The 18,372-nt window shown below is 62.4% G+C and carries 13 protein-coding genes and 1 pseudogene; 7 read left to right on the forward strand and 7 right to left on the reverse strand.

Features of this window, described 5'->3' with window-relative positions; all coding sequences use genetic code 11:
- The first annotated feature begins 22 nt into the window (after positions 1 to 22).
- The 5 genes and pseudogenes from AC1Q7H_RS06580 to AC1Q7H_RS06600 all read left to right on the forward strand — a co-directional run bounded on the left by AC1Q7H_RS06580 (position 23) and on the right by AC1Q7H_RS06600 (position 5,877).
- A pseudogene (locus tag AC1Q7H_RS06580) lies at positions 23 to 1,470 on the forward strand (IS1182 family transposase).
- Between the two features lie 419 nt (positions 1,471 to 1,889).
- The gene (locus AC1Q7H_RS06585) at positions 1,890 to 2,417 is read left to right on the forward strand and encodes a DUF3455 domain-containing protein (protein ID WP_041228545.1); all 528 of its coding nucleotides are present in this window, start codon (positions 1,890 to 1,892) and stop codon (positions 2,415 to 2,417) included.
- Positions 2,418 to 2,721: 304 nt separating this feature from the next.
- A complete protein-coding gene (locus AC1Q7H_RS06590; protein WP_041228544.1) occupies positions 2,722 to 3,615 on the forward strand; it encodes an alpha/beta hydrolase in 894 nt (297 codons plus the stop codon).
- Positions 3,612 to 4,658 carry an Ldh family oxidoreductase gene (locus AC1Q7H_RS06595; RefSeq protein WP_013952122.1) on the forward strand — a complete coding sequence of 349 codons (1,047 nt, stop codon included), beginning with the start codon at positions 3,612 to 3,614 and terminating at the stop codon, positions 4,656 to 4,658. The genes AC1Q7H_RS06590 and AC1Q7H_RS06595 overlap by 4 nt, the downstream gene beginning before the upstream one ends.
- A gap of 355 nt (positions 4,659 to 5,013) precedes the next feature.
- A complete protein-coding gene (locus tag AC1Q7H_RS06600; protein ID WP_211979647.1) occupies positions 5,014 to 5,877 on the forward strand; it encodes an AraC family transcriptional regulator in 864 nt (287 codons plus the stop codon).
- A gap of 32 nt (positions 5,878 to 5,909) precedes the next feature.
- Here AC1Q7H_RS06600 and AC1Q7H_RS06605 read toward each other — a convergent pair whose 3' ends face one another.
- The 3 genes from AC1Q7H_RS06605 to AC1Q7H_RS06615 form a co-directional block, all read right to left on the reverse strand.
- Entirely contained in the window at positions 5,910 to 7,046 is a 1,137-nt protein-coding gene (locus tag AC1Q7H_RS06605; protein ID WP_013952120.1) for an acetamidase/formamidase family protein, read from the reverse strand.
- Between the two features lie 70 nt (positions 7,047 to 7,116).
- On the reverse strand, positions 7,117 to 7,767 hold the full coding sequence (locus AC1Q7H_RS06610; RefSeq protein ID WP_249221167.1) for a c-type cytochrome: 651 nt from the start codon (positions 7,765 to 7,767) through the stop codon (positions 7,117 to 7,119).
- 32 nt (positions 7,768 to 7,799) lie between these two features.
- The gene (locus AC1Q7H_RS06615) at positions 7,800 to 8,846 is read right to left on the reverse strand and encodes a Bug family tripartite tricarboxylate transporter substrate binding protein (protein WP_211979645.1); all 1,047 of its coding nucleotides are present in this window, start codon (positions 8,844 to 8,846) and stop codon (positions 7,800 to 7,802) included.
- Positions 8,847 to 9,117: 271 nt separating this feature from the next.
- Here AC1Q7H_RS06615 and AC1Q7H_RS06620 point away from each other — a divergent pair, with 271 nt between their 5' ends.
- Positions 9,118 to 9,906, forward strand: coding sequence for an alpha/beta fold hydrolase (locus tag AC1Q7H_RS06620; RefSeq protein WP_211979644.1), 789 nt, complete (start codon positions 9,118 to 9,120; stop codon positions 9,904 to 9,906).
- 98 nt (positions 9,907 to 10,004) lie between these two features.
- On the opposite strand, the gene AC1Q7H_RS06625 is transcribed toward AC1Q7H_RS06620, so the two are convergent.
- The 3 genes from AC1Q7H_RS06625 to AC1Q7H_RS06635 all read right to left on the reverse strand — a co-directional run bounded on the left by AC1Q7H_RS06625 (position 10,005) and on the right by AC1Q7H_RS06635 (position 13,403).
- Positions 10,005 to 10,514, reverse strand: a complete 510-nt coding sequence (locus AC1Q7H_RS06625) for a GlcG/HbpS family heme-binding protein (protein ID WP_211979643.1) — start codon at positions 10,512 to 10,514, stop codon at positions 10,005 to 10,007.
- Between the two features lie 85 nt (positions 10,515 to 10,599).
- Entirely contained in the window at positions 10,600 to 11,652 is a 1,053-nt protein-coding gene (locus AC1Q7H_RS06630; protein ID WP_042883042.1) for a porin, read from the reverse strand.
- An 806-nt stretch (positions 11,653 to 12,458) separates the two neighbouring features.
- Positions 12,459 to 13,403: a hypothetical protein gene (locus AC1Q7H_RS06635; RefSeq protein ID WP_211979642.1), complete on the reverse strand. Its 945-nt coding sequence runs from the start codon at positions 13,401 to 13,403 to the stop codon at positions 12,459 to 12,461.
- 432 nt (positions 13,404 to 13,835) lie between these two features.
- On the opposite strand from AC1Q7H_RS06635, the gene AC1Q7H_RS06640 reads away from it, so the two are divergent.
- Positions 13,836 to 17,843 carry an ATP-binding protein gene (locus AC1Q7H_RS06640; RefSeq protein WP_492379725.1) on the forward strand — a complete coding sequence of 1,336 codons (4,008 nt, stop codon included), beginning with the start codon at positions 13,836 to 13,838 and terminating at the stop codon, positions 17,841 to 17,843.
- Positions 17,844 to 17,978: 135 nt separating this feature from the next.
- On the opposite strand, the gene AC1Q7H_RS06645 is transcribed toward AC1Q7H_RS06640, so the two are convergent.
- A complete protein-coding gene (locus tag AC1Q7H_RS06645; protein ID WP_249221165.1) occupies positions 17,979 to 18,341 on the reverse strand; it encodes a UTRA domain-containing protein in 363 nt (120 codons plus the stop codon).
- Positions 18,342 to 18,372 lie beyond the last annotated feature (31 nt).

Consider the following 18,372-nt stretch of genomic DNA (forward strand, 5'->3'; position numbering starts at 1 on the left):
CGCATTCAGATTGGGGGACCGGATGAAGCGATTCATAGAGGGAGAAGGCCGCAAGCAAGCTACGCTGCTTCCAGAATGCCTCGATGATTTCATCGCCGAGGATAACCCCGCTAGGATCATCGACGCGTTTGTTGAAGAGTTGGATCTCGAGTCGCTCGGGTTCGAAGGTGCCAATCCTTCGATTACAGGTCGCCCCTCATATCATCCTGCCGTCCTGTTGAAGATATACATTTATGGCTACCTCAACCGGGTCCAGTCCAGCCGCCGTCTAGAACGCGAATGCCAACGCAATATAGAGCTGATGTGGCTGACCGGCCGACTGGCGCCGGACTTCAAGACGATTGCAGACTTCCGCAGGGATAACAGCACGGGCATTCGCAATGTCTGCCGTCGTTTCGTAGTTCTGTGCGGCGATTTAAAGTTGTTCTCGCAGGCCTTGGTCGCCATCGACGGTAGCAAGTTCAAGGCAGTCAATACTCGGGACCGCAATTTCACTGCTGGCAAGGTCGACAAGCGCCAGCAGCAAATCGAGGAAAGCATCCAGCGGTATCTGAGCGCGCTGGAGACTGCGGATCGCACGCAGCCGGCGGAGATAGAACTCAAGACAACTCGACTGCGCGAGAAGATTGCGCAACTGCGTCAGCAGGTGCATAGCCTTGACCAGATAAAGCAAGAGCTCAAGACGCTGCCAGATGGTCAGATCTCGATGACCGATCCAGGATGCGCGCTCGATGGCGACAAGTGGCAAGGGCTCTGGAATGGTCGGCTACAACGTACAGATGGCCGTAGATGCAAAGCACCATCTGATCGTCGCTCATGAGGTCACCAATATTGGCAATGATCGGGCGCAACTCAGCTCGATGGCTCGAGCCGCTCGCGATGCGATGGGTAAGACCAGGCTTAAAGCCATAGCTGATCGTGGCTACTTCAGTGCGCAGGAGATCAGGGCGTGCGCGGATACGGGCATTGCTGCCATCTTGCCCAAGCCAACGACGTCCAGCGCGAAGGCGGGAGGTCGATTTGATAGGGCGGACTTCATCTACATTGCCCGAGACGACGAATATCAATGTCCCGCCGGCGAACGTGCGATATACCGCTTCACCAGAGAAGAGCATGGACTGCAGTTACGCCGCTATTGGAGTAGTGCTTGTCCTCAGTGCACCATGCGGTCTCAATGCACGCCGAGTCCGTACCGGCGCATCTCCAGATGGGAGCATGAGGCAGTGCTGGAGGCCGTCCAGCCGCCGGCTCGACAAGACGCCGGATGCAATGAAGGTTCGCAGGCGAACCGTCGAGCATGTCTTCGGAACCTTCAAGCATTGGATGGGCTACACGCACTTCTTGACGCGCACGCTACCGAATGTAGGAACTGAAATGAGCCTGCATGTTCTGGCGTACAACCTGAAGCGCGTCCTTCGAATTCTCGGGTTCTCGAAAACAATGAAGGCCATGCGCCTGGTGGGTGCGTAAGCACCCAATTGCGCCCAAAAAATGGGGCTGACGACCACGCTCAGGGGCCCATTAGCGCTGTTCGCACCCGTTCCGACGCCGCCCACGACCGGATTAGCCGAAAATTCGCTAAGACAGGCTACGCCCCGGAGGGGACGCGCATTGGTGCGATTCGAGAGACGTTTCCACCGGCCTCGGTCGGGAAGAGACGCCCCTATAGCCCAGGCCAAGGCCCCTTCTTGGGCCAGAAGCGCCCGTGCCGGCGCTCTCACCACCGCCGCTACCGAAGAGCAAGCCGCCGGATGCTTGCATGTGGGCGCCGGGACTCGTTCGCCGATGGTCTCCACCCGCGGGCCGGCACCGTCCGGACCCGCGCGGACGCAACTGGCAACGTGGCTCGGGAAGTACTATCCTCCCATGGGCTAAGGTAAGGAGGCCAAATGTCGCAAGGTTCTCGGCATTTTCGCAAAGCGAATCTTACTGTACTCTGCATGGCAGGCGTGCTCGTTTCGTGTACCACACCGAGGATATCGGCTCCGCCCGAACTCCAACCCACCGACGCGCGTGGAACGATCGCGGTGCTGCACGCATCCGGTGTACAGATTTATCAGTGCAAGCGTGCGAACGACGGCCGGTTGTTATGGAGCTTTTTGGCCCCGGAAGCAACCCTGAAGGATGACACCGGACAACTCGTCGTCAAACACTACGCTGGGCCAACCTGGGAAGCGCCTGACGGCAGCAAGGTGACCGGCAAGGTATTACGACAGACGCCCAATGCTCAGGAGCCGGACAGTATTCCACTCTTGCTATTGCAGGCAACGAGCACCGGCGGAACTGGCCTGCTTGCGAGGACGCGTTACGTGCAACGGCTGAATACGCTAGGCGGACAAGCCCTCCCTCAGGCCTGCACACAGGAGGGACTGGAGAATCGCATGCCGTATCGGGCGGACTACGTCTTCCTGGAATAGCCAAGGTGACGCTGGCAGATACCGTGCCGGTTTAATACTTCCCGCTGGCGGTGGCCTGCAGGTTGTAAGGAAAGGCACTCCCCACTCTGGCACAGCGATGCCGTTTCATGATGAGGGGGCACGCCTATCTGCCTCGCTTCCCAGATCTGAATGGAACCGCTCCCGCTTCGTGGGGGCGGGGGCGCGTTCATTCCATCTTTTTCTCCCTCTCAAGTAAGCGGACGATCGGGTAAGTCAGTGGATGCTTGGGCAGCCATCGGAAGGCGGATTTCGTACAACATCGTGTGCCACGAAACTTGGAGAAATGAGCGTGCACACGGTTGTGAAATTTGACTCCGACGGGCTTCGCCTGGCCGGAGCCCTGCATTTACCCCCCGATCTTGCCGCAGGCGAGCGACGTCCCGCTATCGCCGTGCTCCATGGGTTCGGCAGCAACAAGGACGACGGCATGGTGCAGTTGGCAACGCGCCTGTTTTCGTCGCTGGGCTATGTGGTCCTGCGCTTCGACATGCGGGGCTGCGGTAACAGCGAAGGTGCGCGCGGCAAGGTACTATGCGAGGACCAGGTGAGCGACACCCGCAACGCGGTCAGCTACTTGCAGAGCCTGCCCGAAGTGGAGCCCGCGAAGATTGCTGTGATGGGTCACAGCTTCGGTGCGGCCGTGGCGGTCTATGCGGCTGGCGTTGACCCTCGCATCGTGGCCTGCATCTCATCGGCCGGATGGGGCGATGGGGAAGTAAAGCTGCGTCAGCAGCATGCCGGTTCGGCCGCCTGGCAGCGCTTCGAGGCAATGGTGGAAGAAGGCCGTGCCCGGTTGGCCACGGGCCAGTCGATGCAGGTCTCGCGCTTTGACATCGTGCCCATTCCCCCCGAGATGCGCAGCAGTCTGCCTGCGGGAAGCTTCATGGAGTTCCCGTTCGAGGTGGTCGAAAGCATGCTGCGCTTTCGGCCGAACGCAGTGGTCGGCAACATTGCCCCGCGTCCGCTCCTGCTGCTGCATCCGGCGGACGACTCGGTCACCCCTACAGACCAGTCGATCGGGCTGTTCCGCAACGCCAGGATGCCGGCCGAACTGCATCTGTTCTCGGAGATCGATCATTTCATCTTCTCCGATGACAACCGGGCCGTCCTGAACCTGGTCACGGACTGGCTGCACAAGTTCTTCCCGGCCCGCCAGGCGTCTTTGGGGGCCGCATGACTGCGCGCCCCTCGACCATGATCAGCGCAGCCGGGCTGCAAGCCTTCGCACAGGCACTACTTGCATCGGCCGGGCTGCACGAACCTGGCGCCTCACTGGTGGCGGAGAGCCTGGTATGGGCTGACCTGCGCGGTTCGCCCGGACATGGGGTTTCGCGCATCCCGCAGTACACTGCGTGGCTGGCCTCGGGCGACATGAATGGCCAGGCACAACCGCGCCCGGGGCTAAGCCTGCCAGCCCTGACCGTGGTCGAGGGCGATCGCTGCGCCGGTGCGCTGGGCATGCGCATTGCCGCCGGGCAAGCTATCGCCGGGGCGCGCCAGGCCGGGGCGAGCCTGGTGCTCTTGCGGGAGACAACGCATACCGGCGCGCTCGGCTTTCACACCGCGCATGTGGCCAGTGCAGGAATGTTTGCCATGGCAATGGCCGCTTCGTCACCGCTGATGGCCTACCATGGCGCCTCGGTGGCGGGCGTCTCAACTGCTCCGCTGTCCATGGCCTGCCCGGGGCTAGGCGAGCCGATCGTGTTCGACATGGCTTCGGGAGCCGTTGCCTTCGGCAAGCTGATGCAGGCTCGGGCCACCGGCCGGCCGCTCGAGCCGGGCTGGGCCATCGATGCCATGGGTAATCCCACCACGGACGCGCGCCAGGCGACAACGCCGCTGCCACTGGGCGGCCCGAAAGGGTCGGGCCTCGCGCTGATGGCCGAGATCGCCTGCAGCCTGCTGACCAACCATCCGATCCTGGCACCCACGCTGCTGGCCCCCGCTGCCGGTCATCGCCACACGCAGAACGCGTGGTTGCTCGTGATCGATATCGCCCAGGTGGTGGACCCTTCCCTGTTTCAAGCGCAGTTGGCCGAGCTCGCTGGGGCCATCCACAACCTGCCGGCCTCTGTCGAAGGTCCTCCGCGGCTGCCGGGAGAACGCGGCTACGCCGAAGCCCGGGAGCGCGGCGCGAACGGGATTGCCTTGGCGCCTGTGACTGCTGACGCGCTGGAGGCACTTGCCAGCCAGGCTGGCATCCGCGCCCCCTGGGCGTAGCGTGGCCGGAAAGTCACCTGCAGGCGCGCCGAGGAATCGTTAGCAACGCCCTGCCCGTTCCCCTTCCCGTGTGGACCTTGTTTCACGTTCGGCCGAATCGACGGGACTGCACTGTCTTTCCCTTGACGGCTGCCACACACATGACATAATCCTGACCGAATGCAAACGTTTGCACTTTTTTGGGGGTTATCGAGTGATTCGCCGAAGCGTGTGGAACTGACGGGTCCTCTGTCTCCTGTACGACTTCTTCGGCATCGATTGGTCGGGCGCCGGTTGACTGAGAGTGAAATCGCGCTCCGCCACCTGCAGCGCATCGGCACGATTCCCCCTTGGCTTGCTTGAGGAGACAACTTGCATGGCAAAGGACCGCCAGATACGCATCGTCCACGGCAGCTTCGGCCGTGCCACCCTCCATCGGATATCGGGGCCGCTCGTCGCGCATGCGCATGCGGAGTTCCATCTGATCTTCAAGATCGGCGGCACAGATGCGACATTCAAGATCGACGGCCAACCGGCGACACTGACCGACGGCTGCGCGCTGCTGATCAATCCCTGGTCGACGCATGCGAAGAGCGCTAAGGAGGGCTCGCCTTCGCTGCTGCTCGCCTTGCTGCTGGAGCCGGAATGGCTCGGGCGCACGCTCGGCGTCGACAATCCTGCCGGCGGCCTGCACTTCAGTAAAGCGCTGGTGCGCATGGATGCGGATACCGTCACATCGCTGACGGCGCTGGGTACCTGCCTGGCTCGGGATCTGGCCGACGATTCGGCAATTGGCTCGGCAGATTGCGAGGCCGCCGTCGCGAATCTGGCGCGCAGGGTGTCGGCCTGCCATCTTCAGCGGCGGTCGATGACCGAAGTGCTGGCAAACACCAGGCCGCTGGACTACCGGATCAAGCGCGCGACCGAGTACATACGCAGCCACGCCGGGGAAAACCCCAACGTTAAAACGGTCGCCAGCGCGGTGGGCATGTCCCGCAGCCGGCTCTTCCACCAGTTCAAGGCCTGCATGGGCATCTCGCCGCAGCAATACCTCGACTGGATCCGAATCGGCATCGCCACACGCCTGCTGGCGGAACGGCATGCCAGCATCGGGGACGTGGCACACCAACTCGGATTCAGCGCGCAAGGACACTTCACGCGCTTTTTCGTCCAGCACCTGGGGCTTAGCCCGTCGGAGTTCCGCCGCACCGGCATGCCGGGCGGCGCGCACGGCGACTGAGGCGCCCCACGCCGCCCGGCATCCGCTGCCGGTCAGCCGCGCAGCGAGCGCGACAGCTTGTCCTGGATGACCGCGTCGAATACCGCCTTGGGCAGCATGCCGTGCACGGTCTTGGCCGGAATCGACGTGTAGTTGCTAGCCGTCTGGTTGGAGTACTGCGTGATGCGGAAGTCCGAGGTGATACTAGCGAGCGAGTACACGTCATGCGGATCCATGCCGGTCGCCGCGCTCACCCAGTTGAGCATCTGCCGCAGGCAGGCGACCAGCGCCTCGTCGAGATTCTTGCCGAAGCCGAGAATGATCCAGTGGCTGGGCGTCTCCGCCATCGGCAGGGCCAAGGGCCGCTGCTTGTGCAGGAAATACTGGATCTGCATGTCCTCCATCGCGGTTTCGATGGCGGTCTGATTGACCACGCCGTCGCCTTGGGCGGCATGCGAGTCGCCGGTCCAGATCATCGCGCCCGGCCGCTGCACCGGTAGGAACAGTGACGTACCCTCAACCAGCTCGCGCAACACGAGATTGCCGCCATACGGACCGCTGAGGATGCCACTGACCGGTTCGTCGCCGGCGGGCTGCACCGCCATCACGCCCTGGAATGGCGCCAGCTTGATGCGGATACCCGGCGCGAACTCGGTGTACTGCCGGCTCTCGTCAAACTTGAAATAGCGCAGGTACGGCTTCGCAAAGTCGTTCGGCAGTGCACCGACCCCTTTTGGTGCCGAGTTCCATCCCCAGCCGATCGGGCGCAGCTTGACCATGCGGCACTCCACCACGTCGCCGGGCATCGACCCGCGCAGTTCCACTGGCCCGACGTTCGAGTACGGCCCTTGCGGAAATCGCTTGCGCACGGGTTCGCGATCCTCGTAGCTCATGCCGTACGAGGCGCCGTTGGCCCAGTTGACCCAGGTATTGGGATACATCACTAGGTCGCCCGACTCGATGCTGGCGACCGGCGCCGCCTTGGGGTCGAGAATGCCGACGCGCACGGTCTCGGTGGCGGACTCGATCCGGTGGATCTTGCCCGGTTTGACTATGGGGAGCGAAGCGGCGTCCGATGCAGCAAGCGGCGTGTTCCGCCCCGCCGTCACCTGCGCCGCCGCCTTCAGCGACGCGGCTCCCAGGCCGAGGGCGCCGGCAGCCTTCAGCCAATGTCTCCTGTCGATCATCATCGTTTTGGTTCCTTTCGATTGGGCCGTCCGCGGCACCACCCCGCTGGACGGCGAAATGCAGCACATCAGTTCAGTGCAGTTGCGCCACATACTGCGCAACTGCGACGATCTCCTCGTCTGTCATCAACGGCACCAGAAGGCTCATCAACTTGCCGGGACCGCCACGCGTGCCGGATCTCCACGCGTGGAGTTGCCTGACCACGTATTCCGGCTGCTGGCCGGCAATGCGCGGAAAGTCGGGCGCGATGCCTTCCCCTTTCGGCCGATGGCATGAAATACAGGCCGGCAGCCGATTGGACGGATTGCCCTTCCAGTAGATGGCCTTGCCCGCCTCGACCAGGTGCGGCAAGGCGGCCTGTCCGCGCGCGGGTGGCTGGCGACTAAAGTAGCGCGCCACCTCGCGCATCTCCGTCTCGCTCATGCTCTGCACCACGGCGGCCATCCTGGCGTCCTGGCGCAGTGCTGGCTCGCCGGCACCGGCCTTGAACTGCCGCAGTTGCTTGAACAGGTAGTCTGCGTTCTGGCCCGCCAGGCTGGGATATTCCTTCTGCGTGCTCTGGCCAGTGTTGCCGTGGCATGCCGCGCAGACCTGCTCCACCATCAGCCGCGCGGGCCGTGATTCGCCTGCCTCCGGTGCCGGTTGCGCCAGCGAAGGCACGGCCAGCGCGCACAACGCGAGCATGCAGGCAGACAGCCGGCGGCGCTCCATGGGATGTTTCACGTCGGAATTCTCACAACAAGGCATTGCCCGACCTAGTTCAGGTAGCCACCGGTCTTGGCGACGATCTGGCGCGCGCGCTGCGTTTCGCTGGTCAGACGGGTGCTCAGGCCGGTCACGCCGGTCTGGCTGAAGGCGGTGTCAACACTCAGGCCGGTCAGCTTGGCGCGGATCCCGGCATCGCTCATGATGGCGTGGATCTCGCCGCGCAGCCGCTCGACCACGGGCGCCGGCGTGCCCTTGGGGGCAAACACGCCATACCAGACGGTAGTGTCGTAGCCGGGAATACTCTCGGCCACAGTGGGCACGTTGGGCAGAGCCTTGAGCCGGCTCGCGGTGCCGACGGCCAGTAGCTTCAGCTTGCCGGAGTTCACATGAGGCATGTACTCCAGCAGCGGTCCCGTCGCCAGGTCGATGTGGCCGGCGATCATGTCGTTGATCGTCGGGCCGCTGCCCTTGTAAGGAATATTGGTGATGTCGACACCGGCCATCGTCTTGATCATTTCGAGCGGATAGCTGGTCGGGCCGCCATAGTTGATCTTGCCGGGATTCGCCTTGGCATAGGCGATCAGTTCGGGGACGGACTTGTATGGCGTGTGCGGGTTCGTAACCAGCACCAGCGGTGACTCGCCCAGCGGCGCCACAGGTACCAGGTCGCGCGTCACATCGTAGGGCAGCTTGCGGTAGAAGGCAGCGTTGACCGCGTGGATGCTGTTCAGGATGCCGATCGTGTGACCGTCCGGCGCCGCGCGCACGAGCGCCTCCGCGCCAATATTGCCGCTGGCGCCCGGCCGGTTCTCCACCACGACTGGTTGTCCCAGCGCGTTCGACAGGCGCTGCGCCAAGGCCCTGGCCAGCACGTCGTTGATGCCTGCCGGCGGAAACGGCACGATGAAGACGATAGGCTTCGAAGGCTTCCAGCTGGCCTGTATATTCGTGTCCGCTGCCGCTGCGTTGGCGGCGACGGGCCGCAGGCCTGCGACAGCCACGGCGAGTGTGGCGGTGATGGCCGCAGTGATGGCGGCAAGCGTGGCCACGCGCCGAGGGGCGGTCAGGAATGACGGAGGCTTCCGGCTTTGCATTGACTCTTGTCTCCTTGTGAATCGCGATGCGTGGGCGACAGGGTCAGCCCGGGCTCATACTCTACTGATTCGGACACAAGGCGCTTCCCCATTTGGGGAGCCGTTTACCAAAACGTCCTCCGTTCTGCGGTATTACGGTACGCTGGCCGACGATCGCAGACGCCGCACGGCGCCTGCTTACCGGATTGTCCAAGAACTTGACAGGCACTCCGCTCGCGCCGCAGCTCCTCATGCAATATGGAGCGCCACATCGACGACCGGAGGAAACGCAATGCATTACAACCAAGACGGCGCCGTGGTCACCATCGGCAACGGCCCGAACCATGTCATCGCCTTGCACGGCTGGTTCGGCCATGCACGCGGATGGGGGCCCTTTGTGGACGTGCTCGACGGCGACCGCTTCACCTACGCCTTCATCGACTATCGAGGCTATGGTTCCCGGCGAGGGATCCAGGGCAGATTCGACATGCGGGAGATCGCCGCCGACGTGCTGGCGCTTGGTGACGAACTGGGATGGCAGCGCTTCTCGCTGATCGGGCACTCCATGGGAGGCAAGGCCATGCAGGCCGTCGCCATGCTGGCCCCTGCACGCGTCACGGCCATGGTCGGCGTCACACCAGTACCGCCTACGCCTGTGCCGTTCGACAAGCCAGCACGCGCTCTGTTCGAACGTGCCGCCGGCGAGCTCGCGGCAAGAATCGCGGTCCTCGACAATTCGACGGGCAAACGCCTGAGCCGGCATTGGGTGGAAAAGATGGTCCGGGCCTCGACGCAGCATGCCGATGCCGACGCGTTTGCCGCCTACTTCCGGGCATGGGCCGACACCGACTTCTCTGCTGAAGTTGCCGGCACCAGCGTTCCCACGCTGCTGCTGGTCGGTGAGCACGACCCGTCGCTGACTGCTGACATCATGGAGCAGACGTACGGCAAAGCATTCCTCGATCTGGCCATCGACGTTATCCGCAACGCAGGACACTATCCGATGGACGAGACGCCGGTGGACCTCGCCACGCGGATCGAGCGCTTCCTGTCGGACATCCAGAGCCGTAGTGAGCCCTGACGCCCTGGCGTGCCCCCACAGCGCGCCTGCCGGTGTCATACGCCGGCAGGCGCGACCATGACGCAAGCATGAACGATGCGCCCAGGCGCATGCACCACTCAGGGTGCCTCAGTCGCACCGATCGCGGCCACGCCGCGGCGCCCGATCTCCTCGTCCACGTCCGATGGCCCCCCGCTGACGCCGACGGCCCCGACCAGCCGGCCACCGACGTAGATGCCCAGGGAACCTTGCGACGGAAAGACCGGCCCGCCATAGACCAGCGAACTCATCTGGCCGAAGACGATGGGATTGGCCTGATAGCGCTTCACGAGCTCGGCGCCGGAGGCGCCTCCCGTTGCCGCCGAGGCGATGGCTTTGCCGCGCGCGACGTCAAAGGTCGCAAACGGGGCGCCATCCATTCTCACGCCGCTGAGAAAGTGGCCGGAGACGTCGACCACGACGATGCTGACGGCAAGTTTTCGGTCCTCGGCAAACCGTTTGGCGGCATCAGTAAGCCGGACCGCGGCGTCCGCGCCCAGGGTCTGCAGCTGGGTTACGCCTGCCGCAGATGCGATCGGCGCGCAGAACAGATGCAGCCCGAAGGCCACGGCGAGAGTAAAGCGCTTCATGGATTCTCCTATGCTTGACGGGATCGCGGCGCGCCGGCACCTGGCCGGCAACGGCGACCGGCCGGTGCGCACGTCCGTGCGCACATCAGAAGAGATGGCGCATGCCCATCATGACCCCGCGCGGGTCGGACACGCTGCTTGCCGTGACCTCATTGGGGATGTTCGAGAATGTGTAGTTGGCCTTGTTCGTGTTCCAGATCTTGCTGGCGTTGGCATAGAGCGTTGTGCGCTTGGACATCGAGTACTGGTAGCCGATCGAAGCCTGCTGGCCGCGGTTCGGCGTGCCGACCGATTGCTGCATGCCGTATGCCAGCAGTACCAGTCCAGCGCCTCCCACGGGAATGGTCGTGCCGACGTGGAAACCGCGGTCCTTAAGAGTCGCCTGCCCTGGCACCCATCGCGTGGCCTGGCGTACGTTGGCGAACAACTTCACCCAAGGGAATTCGTAGGTGGCGCCGATCGCGCGCTCGTCGCGGTCGGCATCCGTTACCGCGCCGATGCTGTAGGTGCGTTCGTAGGCAAGGCCCAGCCACAGCGGACCGCGAGCATAAGTTAGCCCGCCGGCCGCCAGCCGGTCGGCGTCGCGTGGCGCGCTGGTCCGCTCGGCGCCGAATGAATAGATTACGCTGCCCTGCAGCCCGGCAAGTTCGGGACTTTCGTACCTGATGGAATTGTCTGCGCGCGCGGTCAGGCTGCTGCCTGCGGGGCCGCCGTTCTGCAGGCGACCGAGCGGGCCATACGGCGAGAAGCCGAAGGCCGACGCCTGCCCTTCGATGTAGTAGATCGGCGTGTTCTGCCGGCCAAGCGTCAGCGCACCCCAGTCCTTGCTGCTCAGGCCGACCCAGGCCTGGCGGCCAAACAGGCGTCCTCCCTGCTGGGCGGTGCCGCTGTCCAGTGCAAGGCCGGTCTCCAGTGTAAATACCGTGGACAGTCCCGGCGCCAGTTCCTCCTTGCCCCGCAAGCCCCAGCGCGATTGATACAGCCCGCCGTCCTCGACCCGCGCGACATGATTTGCCCCGGACTTGACATACTCGGTGTAGAGATCGGCTACGCCAAAAATGGTCACCCCCGATTGTGCCGCCGCTATGCCCGGCACCGCTGCCACCGCCACTACCAAGAGCGCTCCCATTCTTTTCATGCGTTTCTCCTCGCTGTTCCGTCCTGTTTGACGATATGGTTCTTGCACGGTCTTGCACCGGCGCAGCAAGGGTATGGGTTCGCGCTGGGAAAGCGCTAACCCAATCGTCCCGCCAATTGGAAAGGTGTCCGGAATGCGGAACCGGGGCGGGTCAGGAGGGCAGGTTCACGCGCAGGGTGCGGGGGGGACAGGCCTGGAAGTCCGCGGGGAGCGCTGGCGGATTCGGCAAGCCGATGGAGAGGCGCAGCGGGAAGGTGGTAGGAACGCAGTAGGCTGGCCGGGCTGAACCCGGCCTCGCATGAAATCGCCCTCCCCCAGCGGGCGCCAACCGTCCTGGCAAGTGTCGCGGCCGGCTGGCGGCTGGGACGCCGCGCCGGAAACGCGCTACAGGTTTCGACTGAACTCGTAGTTGTAGGGATCGCTGTTGAAACGATGCGTATTGTCGGCACCCATCTGCGGGCCGGCGCAACCGAACATGCTTAGCGTTAATCCGCAGAGTATTGCGGCAGCCAGGAATCGGATCATGATGCACCTCGCGTCGAAATCGTCCGCCAGGGTACGGCGGAAGCGTGAGTTGAGTCTATACCACCCCACGAAGGTGCCTTTCTGAATCGAACGGGCCATTGCCGGCAAGCGTGGGCGTGGCAGCTTTTCCCGACATGGCGCGTTTCCAGCAGGAAGCCTTGACCGGGGGCACGGTGCTGCTAACGCTGTTTCCAGCGATTCTGGCTCCGCCTTTTCGTCGCGAAGCTCACGATGCTTAGCGGCTGCGAACGTGTAGTTCGCAGCCGCTAATATCGCGCACGCTAGCTCATGATCGGTGCCATCGCAGTTTCGATTCTGAATAGCTGGCTCCCGGTGATCATGCTACCGAGAGCCTGACTGAAGCGGGGCTCCTGCACTCCGGAAATGATGTATTGCCACCTGTAAGCGGCAAGCAGGCCGATGCGCACGGAATCTTTGTCAGCCATCGACAGCGATCGTGGGCAGATCATCGCAAAGTAGTCTGCGTCCGCATTAGCCTGAGTTTGCAGAATGCCGTCCACGGCGGCGACCAATTCGATCAGATCGTTGACAGCTGCGTCACGTTCTTCAGGCGAAAGCCTCGCATCTTCGCGTTGCCATTCGATTTCATCGAGAATCGCGTGCTGTGATTCCTCGCGCCAGTGATAGAGAAAGACGTCTTTCCATAGTTCAGAGGAATTCATGTCGCCGTCGATGCTGCCTCGATAGTGCGCGAGCACGAAGAGTTCGATGTGACAGGTTAGAGCGAGCACTGCCCAGGTGGACTTTGCGAGGACGAACGAGGCCACACTATTTGCGTCCGGCAAGAACGAATAACCAGCTGGCATGCCTTCGGCGCACATGCGCTCGATGCGGCGAAATAGCTCCTGATGCTTGATTTCCTCATCACTGAACCGGACAAGTGCTTCAAGCGCGCTCTGATCGCCGAGTCGGTATGGGCCGCTCATCTCCAGTACCTTCGCCGCGATGAAGCGTTCGACGAGACCGAACATGTTCGCGTACGTACGGCCCTGAATCTGGCTGAGCAGACGCTGCTCGTCGTGACCGAGAAAGGCGAGAGAATCGACCTTTGATAGAGCGTCTGGCAAAAACTTCTTCGTGAAATCGAAGCTTCGGCCGCGAATTACGTCGCGGTCGATGTCCCAGCGGACGCGCTTGGATGCAGCGATGCACTTGGCGTAGCGGTTGGTAGTAGTCACCCTATGCCCATCAGTCATGATTTCCATTGAAACGCTCCTTCAATACGTCACACGTCCCGTGGCCGCCGCGAGCGACGACTATCCTTCCACCTTGCACGGTTCGAACGCCGGGCGGCGGTTTGAGGCACTGGGTACGTGATCTGCCGCCTGGCATACGTGTTGGTGCCGCCCGGATTTCCCATCCTTTCGAACGGGTAAGCCACGTTTGGAGTACGGCAACATCACGATTCCAACTATCGTTGCCTGACGTCATCAATCCGTGAACTGCGGGCGGGGTCGCGTAAAAACGCCGTAAAAAAAATTCTCATGAAAGCGGCCGCATCTTGCCGGGTAGCCTGCACATGAGGCCGGATTCGAGTCGGCAACCAAGCCTATGCCTACCCCGACCCATTTCAGGACGAGGTGAACCTGAAGAAGTGACCTGCAAAAGACCGGTGGGAGGGCAGTCTTCATTGATGCGTGAAAGTCGCGCCGGGCGGACTAGACTTTTTGAGAGCGACGCTTCACCTCACGCACGACATGGCCCGGCTCAAGATAGAAGTCCTCGGAGGCTTGCAAGTCCGGCTTGCCGGACAGCATGGATCGCTCGCTTTTCCCACCAGGAAAAGCAAGGCCATCCTGGCCTACCTTGCCCTGTCGCCGGGGATGCTGCGGTCGCGAGAGCAACTGGCAAGCGTGCTTTGGGAGCGCAGTGCGGAAGAGCAGGCAAGGGCCAGTTTGCGGCAGACTCTGTCGAGCTTGCGCCGGGTCCTGCCGAACGCGCCCCCAATCTTGAACGCGGAGCCGGATGCCATATGGCTTGACGGACAGTTCGTGGAAGTCGACGCGCTGCAATTCACGAGCCTCGCGACTGAACGATCTCCTGACTCCCTGTCGAAAGCTGTTGCACTCTATCGGGGCGCCCTACTCGATGGTTTCAGCCTTCGTGAAGAACCGTTCGAGCAGTGGATGATCATCGAGCGTCGCTGGTTTCATGAACGCGCCGTGGAAGTGTTCACCGAACTCGTCGGCCATTACGAACAATCTGGCGAATTTGATCGTGCAATTGCGACGGCAAGCAGAGTATTGGCCTTGGACCCGTCACTCGAATGGGCCCATGCGCTGCTTATGAGGCTGTATGCGAGGACGGGACGCCGGAACGCTGCTGTCCGCCAGTACCAGGAATGCGTCCGAGTGCTCAATACCGAACTCGGCATTGCCCCGGCCGAGAGCACTCAACGTCTGGCTGCTCAAATCCAGCAGGATTCAGGCGGAGCTAGAGAGCCTGCAGGTCCGGCCGTGGCTGTCGGGGAACCGGCTAAGCAGTCCGGGATTGCGTCGCGCGCTGGCTACGCAGCGGATAGCGCAACGGCATTCCCGGCGGAGCGCAAGCACCTGAGTGTGCTCTGCGCCCGCGTGCGCGAACCCATCAGCGTCATCGATCAGGAGACGGCACTTGAGCGCGTCGACGCTGTATTGAAGGCAATGGTCGACTCCGTTCAGCGATTCGGCGGCCTCGTCACCCAACTCAGAAGCGATGGTGTCACAGCACTATTTGGAGCGCCCGTCGCACACGAAGAGCATGCGGTGGAAGCCTGTTATGCAGCGCTCGCGATGCGCGCACGCATTTCGGCACTCATTGAGCGATCCCTGGATGTGCGAATTGGCGTACATTCCGGCGAGGCTGTCGTCCGGACGATTGGCGACGAGGGGTCGCAGCACTATGACGCGCTCGGCTCCGTACCGCAGATCGCGAATCAGATCGATGTCGCGCTCGCGGCCGGAGAGATCGGCGTGAGCGCGGACACGGCGAGATGTGCCGAAGGGTTCATCGAACTTTCGGATCTTCGCGCGAGATCGCTTCCTGGTGCGACGCCCCCCCTCGAGATCTTCACGCTGGGGACAAAGTCCGAGTTGCGTCTTCGCTGGAACGCTCGTACCGTACGCGGCCTCACGCATTTTGTCGGCCGCGACACAGAGATGGCCAGTTTGCAGGGGATGCTTGCGCGTGCCGGACACAGCGCTGGCCAGGTATGCGCCGTCGTCGGGGAACCGGGCGTGGGAAAGTCTCGCCTCGTGCATGAGTTTGTCAACTCGGAACAGGCGGCCGGGTGGACAAAATTCGAAACGGGCGCGACATCGCGCGACACGAGCGCGATCTATCTTCCCCTGGCCAATCTGCTCCGGACGTGGTTCGGCATCGGGACGCATGACACACTGGATGGGGCCGCCGAGAAGCTTCGTCGCGGCGTCGACGCGGTCGACCCGGCGCTCGCCTGGACGTGTCCTGCGCTGGCTGCAATGCTGGACCTACCGCCGGATGATCCGCAGTGGGACATGGCGACTCCGCCGCAAAGGCGCAAGCGCACACTCGAAGCGATTGCCTCTCTCATGATCCGAGCGAGTGAGCACCGCCCATCGATCCTCGTTGTCGAGGATCTGCACTGGATCGATGACGGCACGCAGGCCGTGCTCGATCATCTCGTCGACTTCATCGGTGCGTCACGCGTGATGCTTCTCGTGACCCATCGACCCGAGTATCGGCACACATGGTCTGGCAAGAGCTATTTTGCCCAGCTGCACGTGGACAGTCTCGGCACCGAAGGCGCGAAGCAGCTGCTGCAGTCGCTGCTCGGCGACGGCAGCGAGCTTTCCGCCCTTAGGCGTCACCTGATCGAGCGCACGGGATGCACACCGTTTTTCCTGGAAGAATCCGTTCGTGCGCTCGCAGATTCGGGCGCACTGGTTGGCCAAAAAGGCGCATACCAGATGGCGCGAACGATAGACACGTTCGATATTCCATCAACCGTGCATGCAGTTCTCGCTTCGCGGATCGATCGCCTGTCCGCGCAGCAGAAGGCCCTTCTGCAGATGGCGGCCGTGATCGGCCATGAATTTCCCGTCGATCTTCTTGAGCCGATAGCCAATCTCGATCGCGAGCGGCTACTCGATCTGCTCGCCGATCTGCAAGCGGCTGAATTCCTCTATCAGACCCGCTTGTTGCCGCATCAGCAATATACCTTCAAGCATGCGCTCACGCATCGAGTCGCATATGCAAGCGTACTCAAGGAGCGAAGACGCCCTATTCACGTGCAGCTTGTGGGCGTCATCGAGCAACTTTACACGCAACGTCTTGACGAGCATGTCGAACTCCTCGCGCATCACGCGCTTGCTGGCGAACTTTGGGACAAGGCTGTTCACTATCTGTACCAATCCGCGGGCAAGGCGCTGCAGCGGTTCGCGTATCAGCAGGCCGTTGATCACCTGAACAGAGGGCTCGAGATCATCCGGATGTTGCCTCGTTCTCCTGCGCTGCTCAGGCAAGAGCTCGAGTATCAAAAGGTCCTTGGCGTGACCATGATGGCAGCGAAGGGTTGGGCGGCAAAAGAAGTCCTTGACGCGTATACGCGAGCAAGGGCGCTCTGCGAGGAGCTTGGAGACGAGAGCGAACTGTTCACCGTACTGCGGGGAGAAGGACAGTATCGGATGATCCGTGGTGAGTCAGAAATCGCCCGCGAACTTGGTAACCGGTGCACAGCTCTGACCGCGGGCTCGCATGATCCCGGGATGCAAATCGAGACGCATCATCTTTTCTGGACGAACAGCTTTTTCATGGGGGAATATGCTGCTTCAGAGTTTCATAGCAGAAGCGGAATGGTCCTTTACGAGCGAGAGCGAGACCACCCGCTGACATTCAAATACTCTGGACATGATCCTGGTGTGTGCTGCCGGTGCTTCACCGCGCTGGTTCAGTGCCTGCGTGGATACCCGGACAAATCACTGGCGATCTGCGACGAGGCGCTGGGGCTCGCGCAAGAACTCCGTCATCCACTGACGACCGCTTTGACCTATTGGGCATGCAGCTTCGCGCATATCTTGCGGGGCGAGCCTGAACTGGCGAAGCAGTGGGCTGCACGGGAAATTGCAGTTTGCGATGAGTACATGCTGCCCTTGCTGCTGTCGCAAGGTAAGTTTCAGCTGGGTTGGTCGCTGGCGCAAATGGGCGATCTCGACGAAGGCATAGAAAGGATGCGGGAGGGAATTTCAGCAATCAGCGCAACCGGTGCGGAAATGGGGCTGCCATACTTCAATGCGCTGCTTGGCGAGGCGCTTGGCTGCGCGGGCAAACCAGAGGCAGGGCTCGTCGAGATCGATCGGGCGCTCGCCGCTGTCAATCGTCACGGCGGACGCTTCCAGCTATCGGAAATGCTGCGCCTGAAAGGCGAATTGCTTGCGACTCGGCACCCCATGCAACGAAACGAAGCACTAGCGACCCTTCACGAGGCAATCGCCGTTGCACAAAGACAGGGCGCGGGTCTTCCCGGGCTTCGGGCGGCGATCAGCCTTGCCCGTCAGTTGGCAGCAGCGGGCGACATTCAGCATGCATGCGCCGTGCTACAGCCCGCCTGCGACAGCATTAGGGAAGGAAGTGACCTCACCGATGTGCGCACCGCGCAGACGCTCCTGGCTGAACTGAAGAATCGCTAGCGCAAGACACTAAACTTCGCTACACCGGCTGAACGATTCCATCAAGCTGTTGCATCGACCGGTTGAATCTGCAGTGGGGAAGCGCCACCCAAACCGAAGATGCAAAGGCCGCTCCCCGCCCAAAGCAGCATTCGCCTACGAAGTGGAACGCTTCAATCGCATCAACACTGAAAAGCTGTCCGCCGGATGCACCGTCGCCGTAACCTCGAAGGTCTGCCCGTCGGCGTCCAGATAGCGCCGGACGATTTTCAATACCGACGCACCCGGTTCGAGCCTCAGCGCCTTCGCCACGGTTTCGTCGGCGAGGGTCGACGCGCTTACGTCCTGCTCGATCTCGGCGATCTGCCGCCCGTAGCGCGACTCGATCAGCGTGCTGACAAGTGTGTCCGGCGACGCGCGCACCATGTCGCCAATGTCCGTGTAGGCAGGATCGATATAGACATCTGTCCAGGCTATCGGCATATCGGCGCGGCCATCGCGACCATCGTTCAGGCGCACGCTCGAGACACTCCATTCCTGCGATTCCCGC

The sequence above is a fragment of the Cupriavidus sp. GW823-FHT06D04 genome, assembly GCF_058795055.1.

Excerpts from the sequence above, each read along its gene's own strand:
- AC1Q7H_RS06585 (WP_041228545.1), top strand. The coding sequence starts at position 1,890 with ATGTCGCAAGGTTCTCGGCATTTTCGCAAAGCGAATCTTACTGTACTC.
- AC1Q7H_RS06590 (WP_041228544.1), top strand. The coding sequence starts at position 2,722 with ATGAGCGTGCACACGGTTGTGAAATTTGACTCCGACGGGCTTCGCCTG.
- AC1Q7H_RS06595 (WP_013952122.1), top strand. The coding sequence starts at position 3,612 with ATGACTGCGCGCCCCTCGACCATGATCAGCGCAGCCGGGCTGCAAGCC.
- AC1Q7H_RS06600 (WP_211979647.1), top strand. The coding sequence starts at position 5,014 with ATGGCAAAGGACCGCCAGATACGCATCGTCCACGGCAGCTTCGGCCGT.
- AC1Q7H_RS06605 (WP_013952120.1), bottom strand. The coding sequence starts at position 7,046 with ATGATGATCGACAGGAGACATTGGCTGAAGGCTGCCGGCGCCCTCGGC.
- AC1Q7H_RS06615 (WP_211979645.1), bottom strand. The coding sequence starts at position 8,846 with ATGCAAAGCCGGAAGCCTCCGTCATTCCTGACCGCCCCTCGGCGCGTG.
- AC1Q7H_RS06620 (WP_211979644.1), top strand. The coding sequence starts at position 9,118 with ATGCATTACAACCAAGACGGCGCCGTGGTCACCATCGGCAACGGCCCG.
- AC1Q7H_RS06625 (WP_211979643.1), bottom strand. The coding sequence starts at position 10,514 with ATGAAGCGCTTTACTCTCGCCGTGGCCTTCGGGCTGCATCTGTTCTGC.
- AC1Q7H_RS06630 (WP_042883042.1), bottom strand. The coding sequence starts at position 11,652 with ATGAAAAGAATGGGAGCGCTCTTGGTAGTGGCGGTGGCAGCGGTGCCG.
- AC1Q7H_RS06635 (WP_211979642.1), bottom strand. The coding sequence starts at position 13,403 with ATGGAAATCATGACTGATGGGCATAGGGTGACTACTACCAACCGCTAC.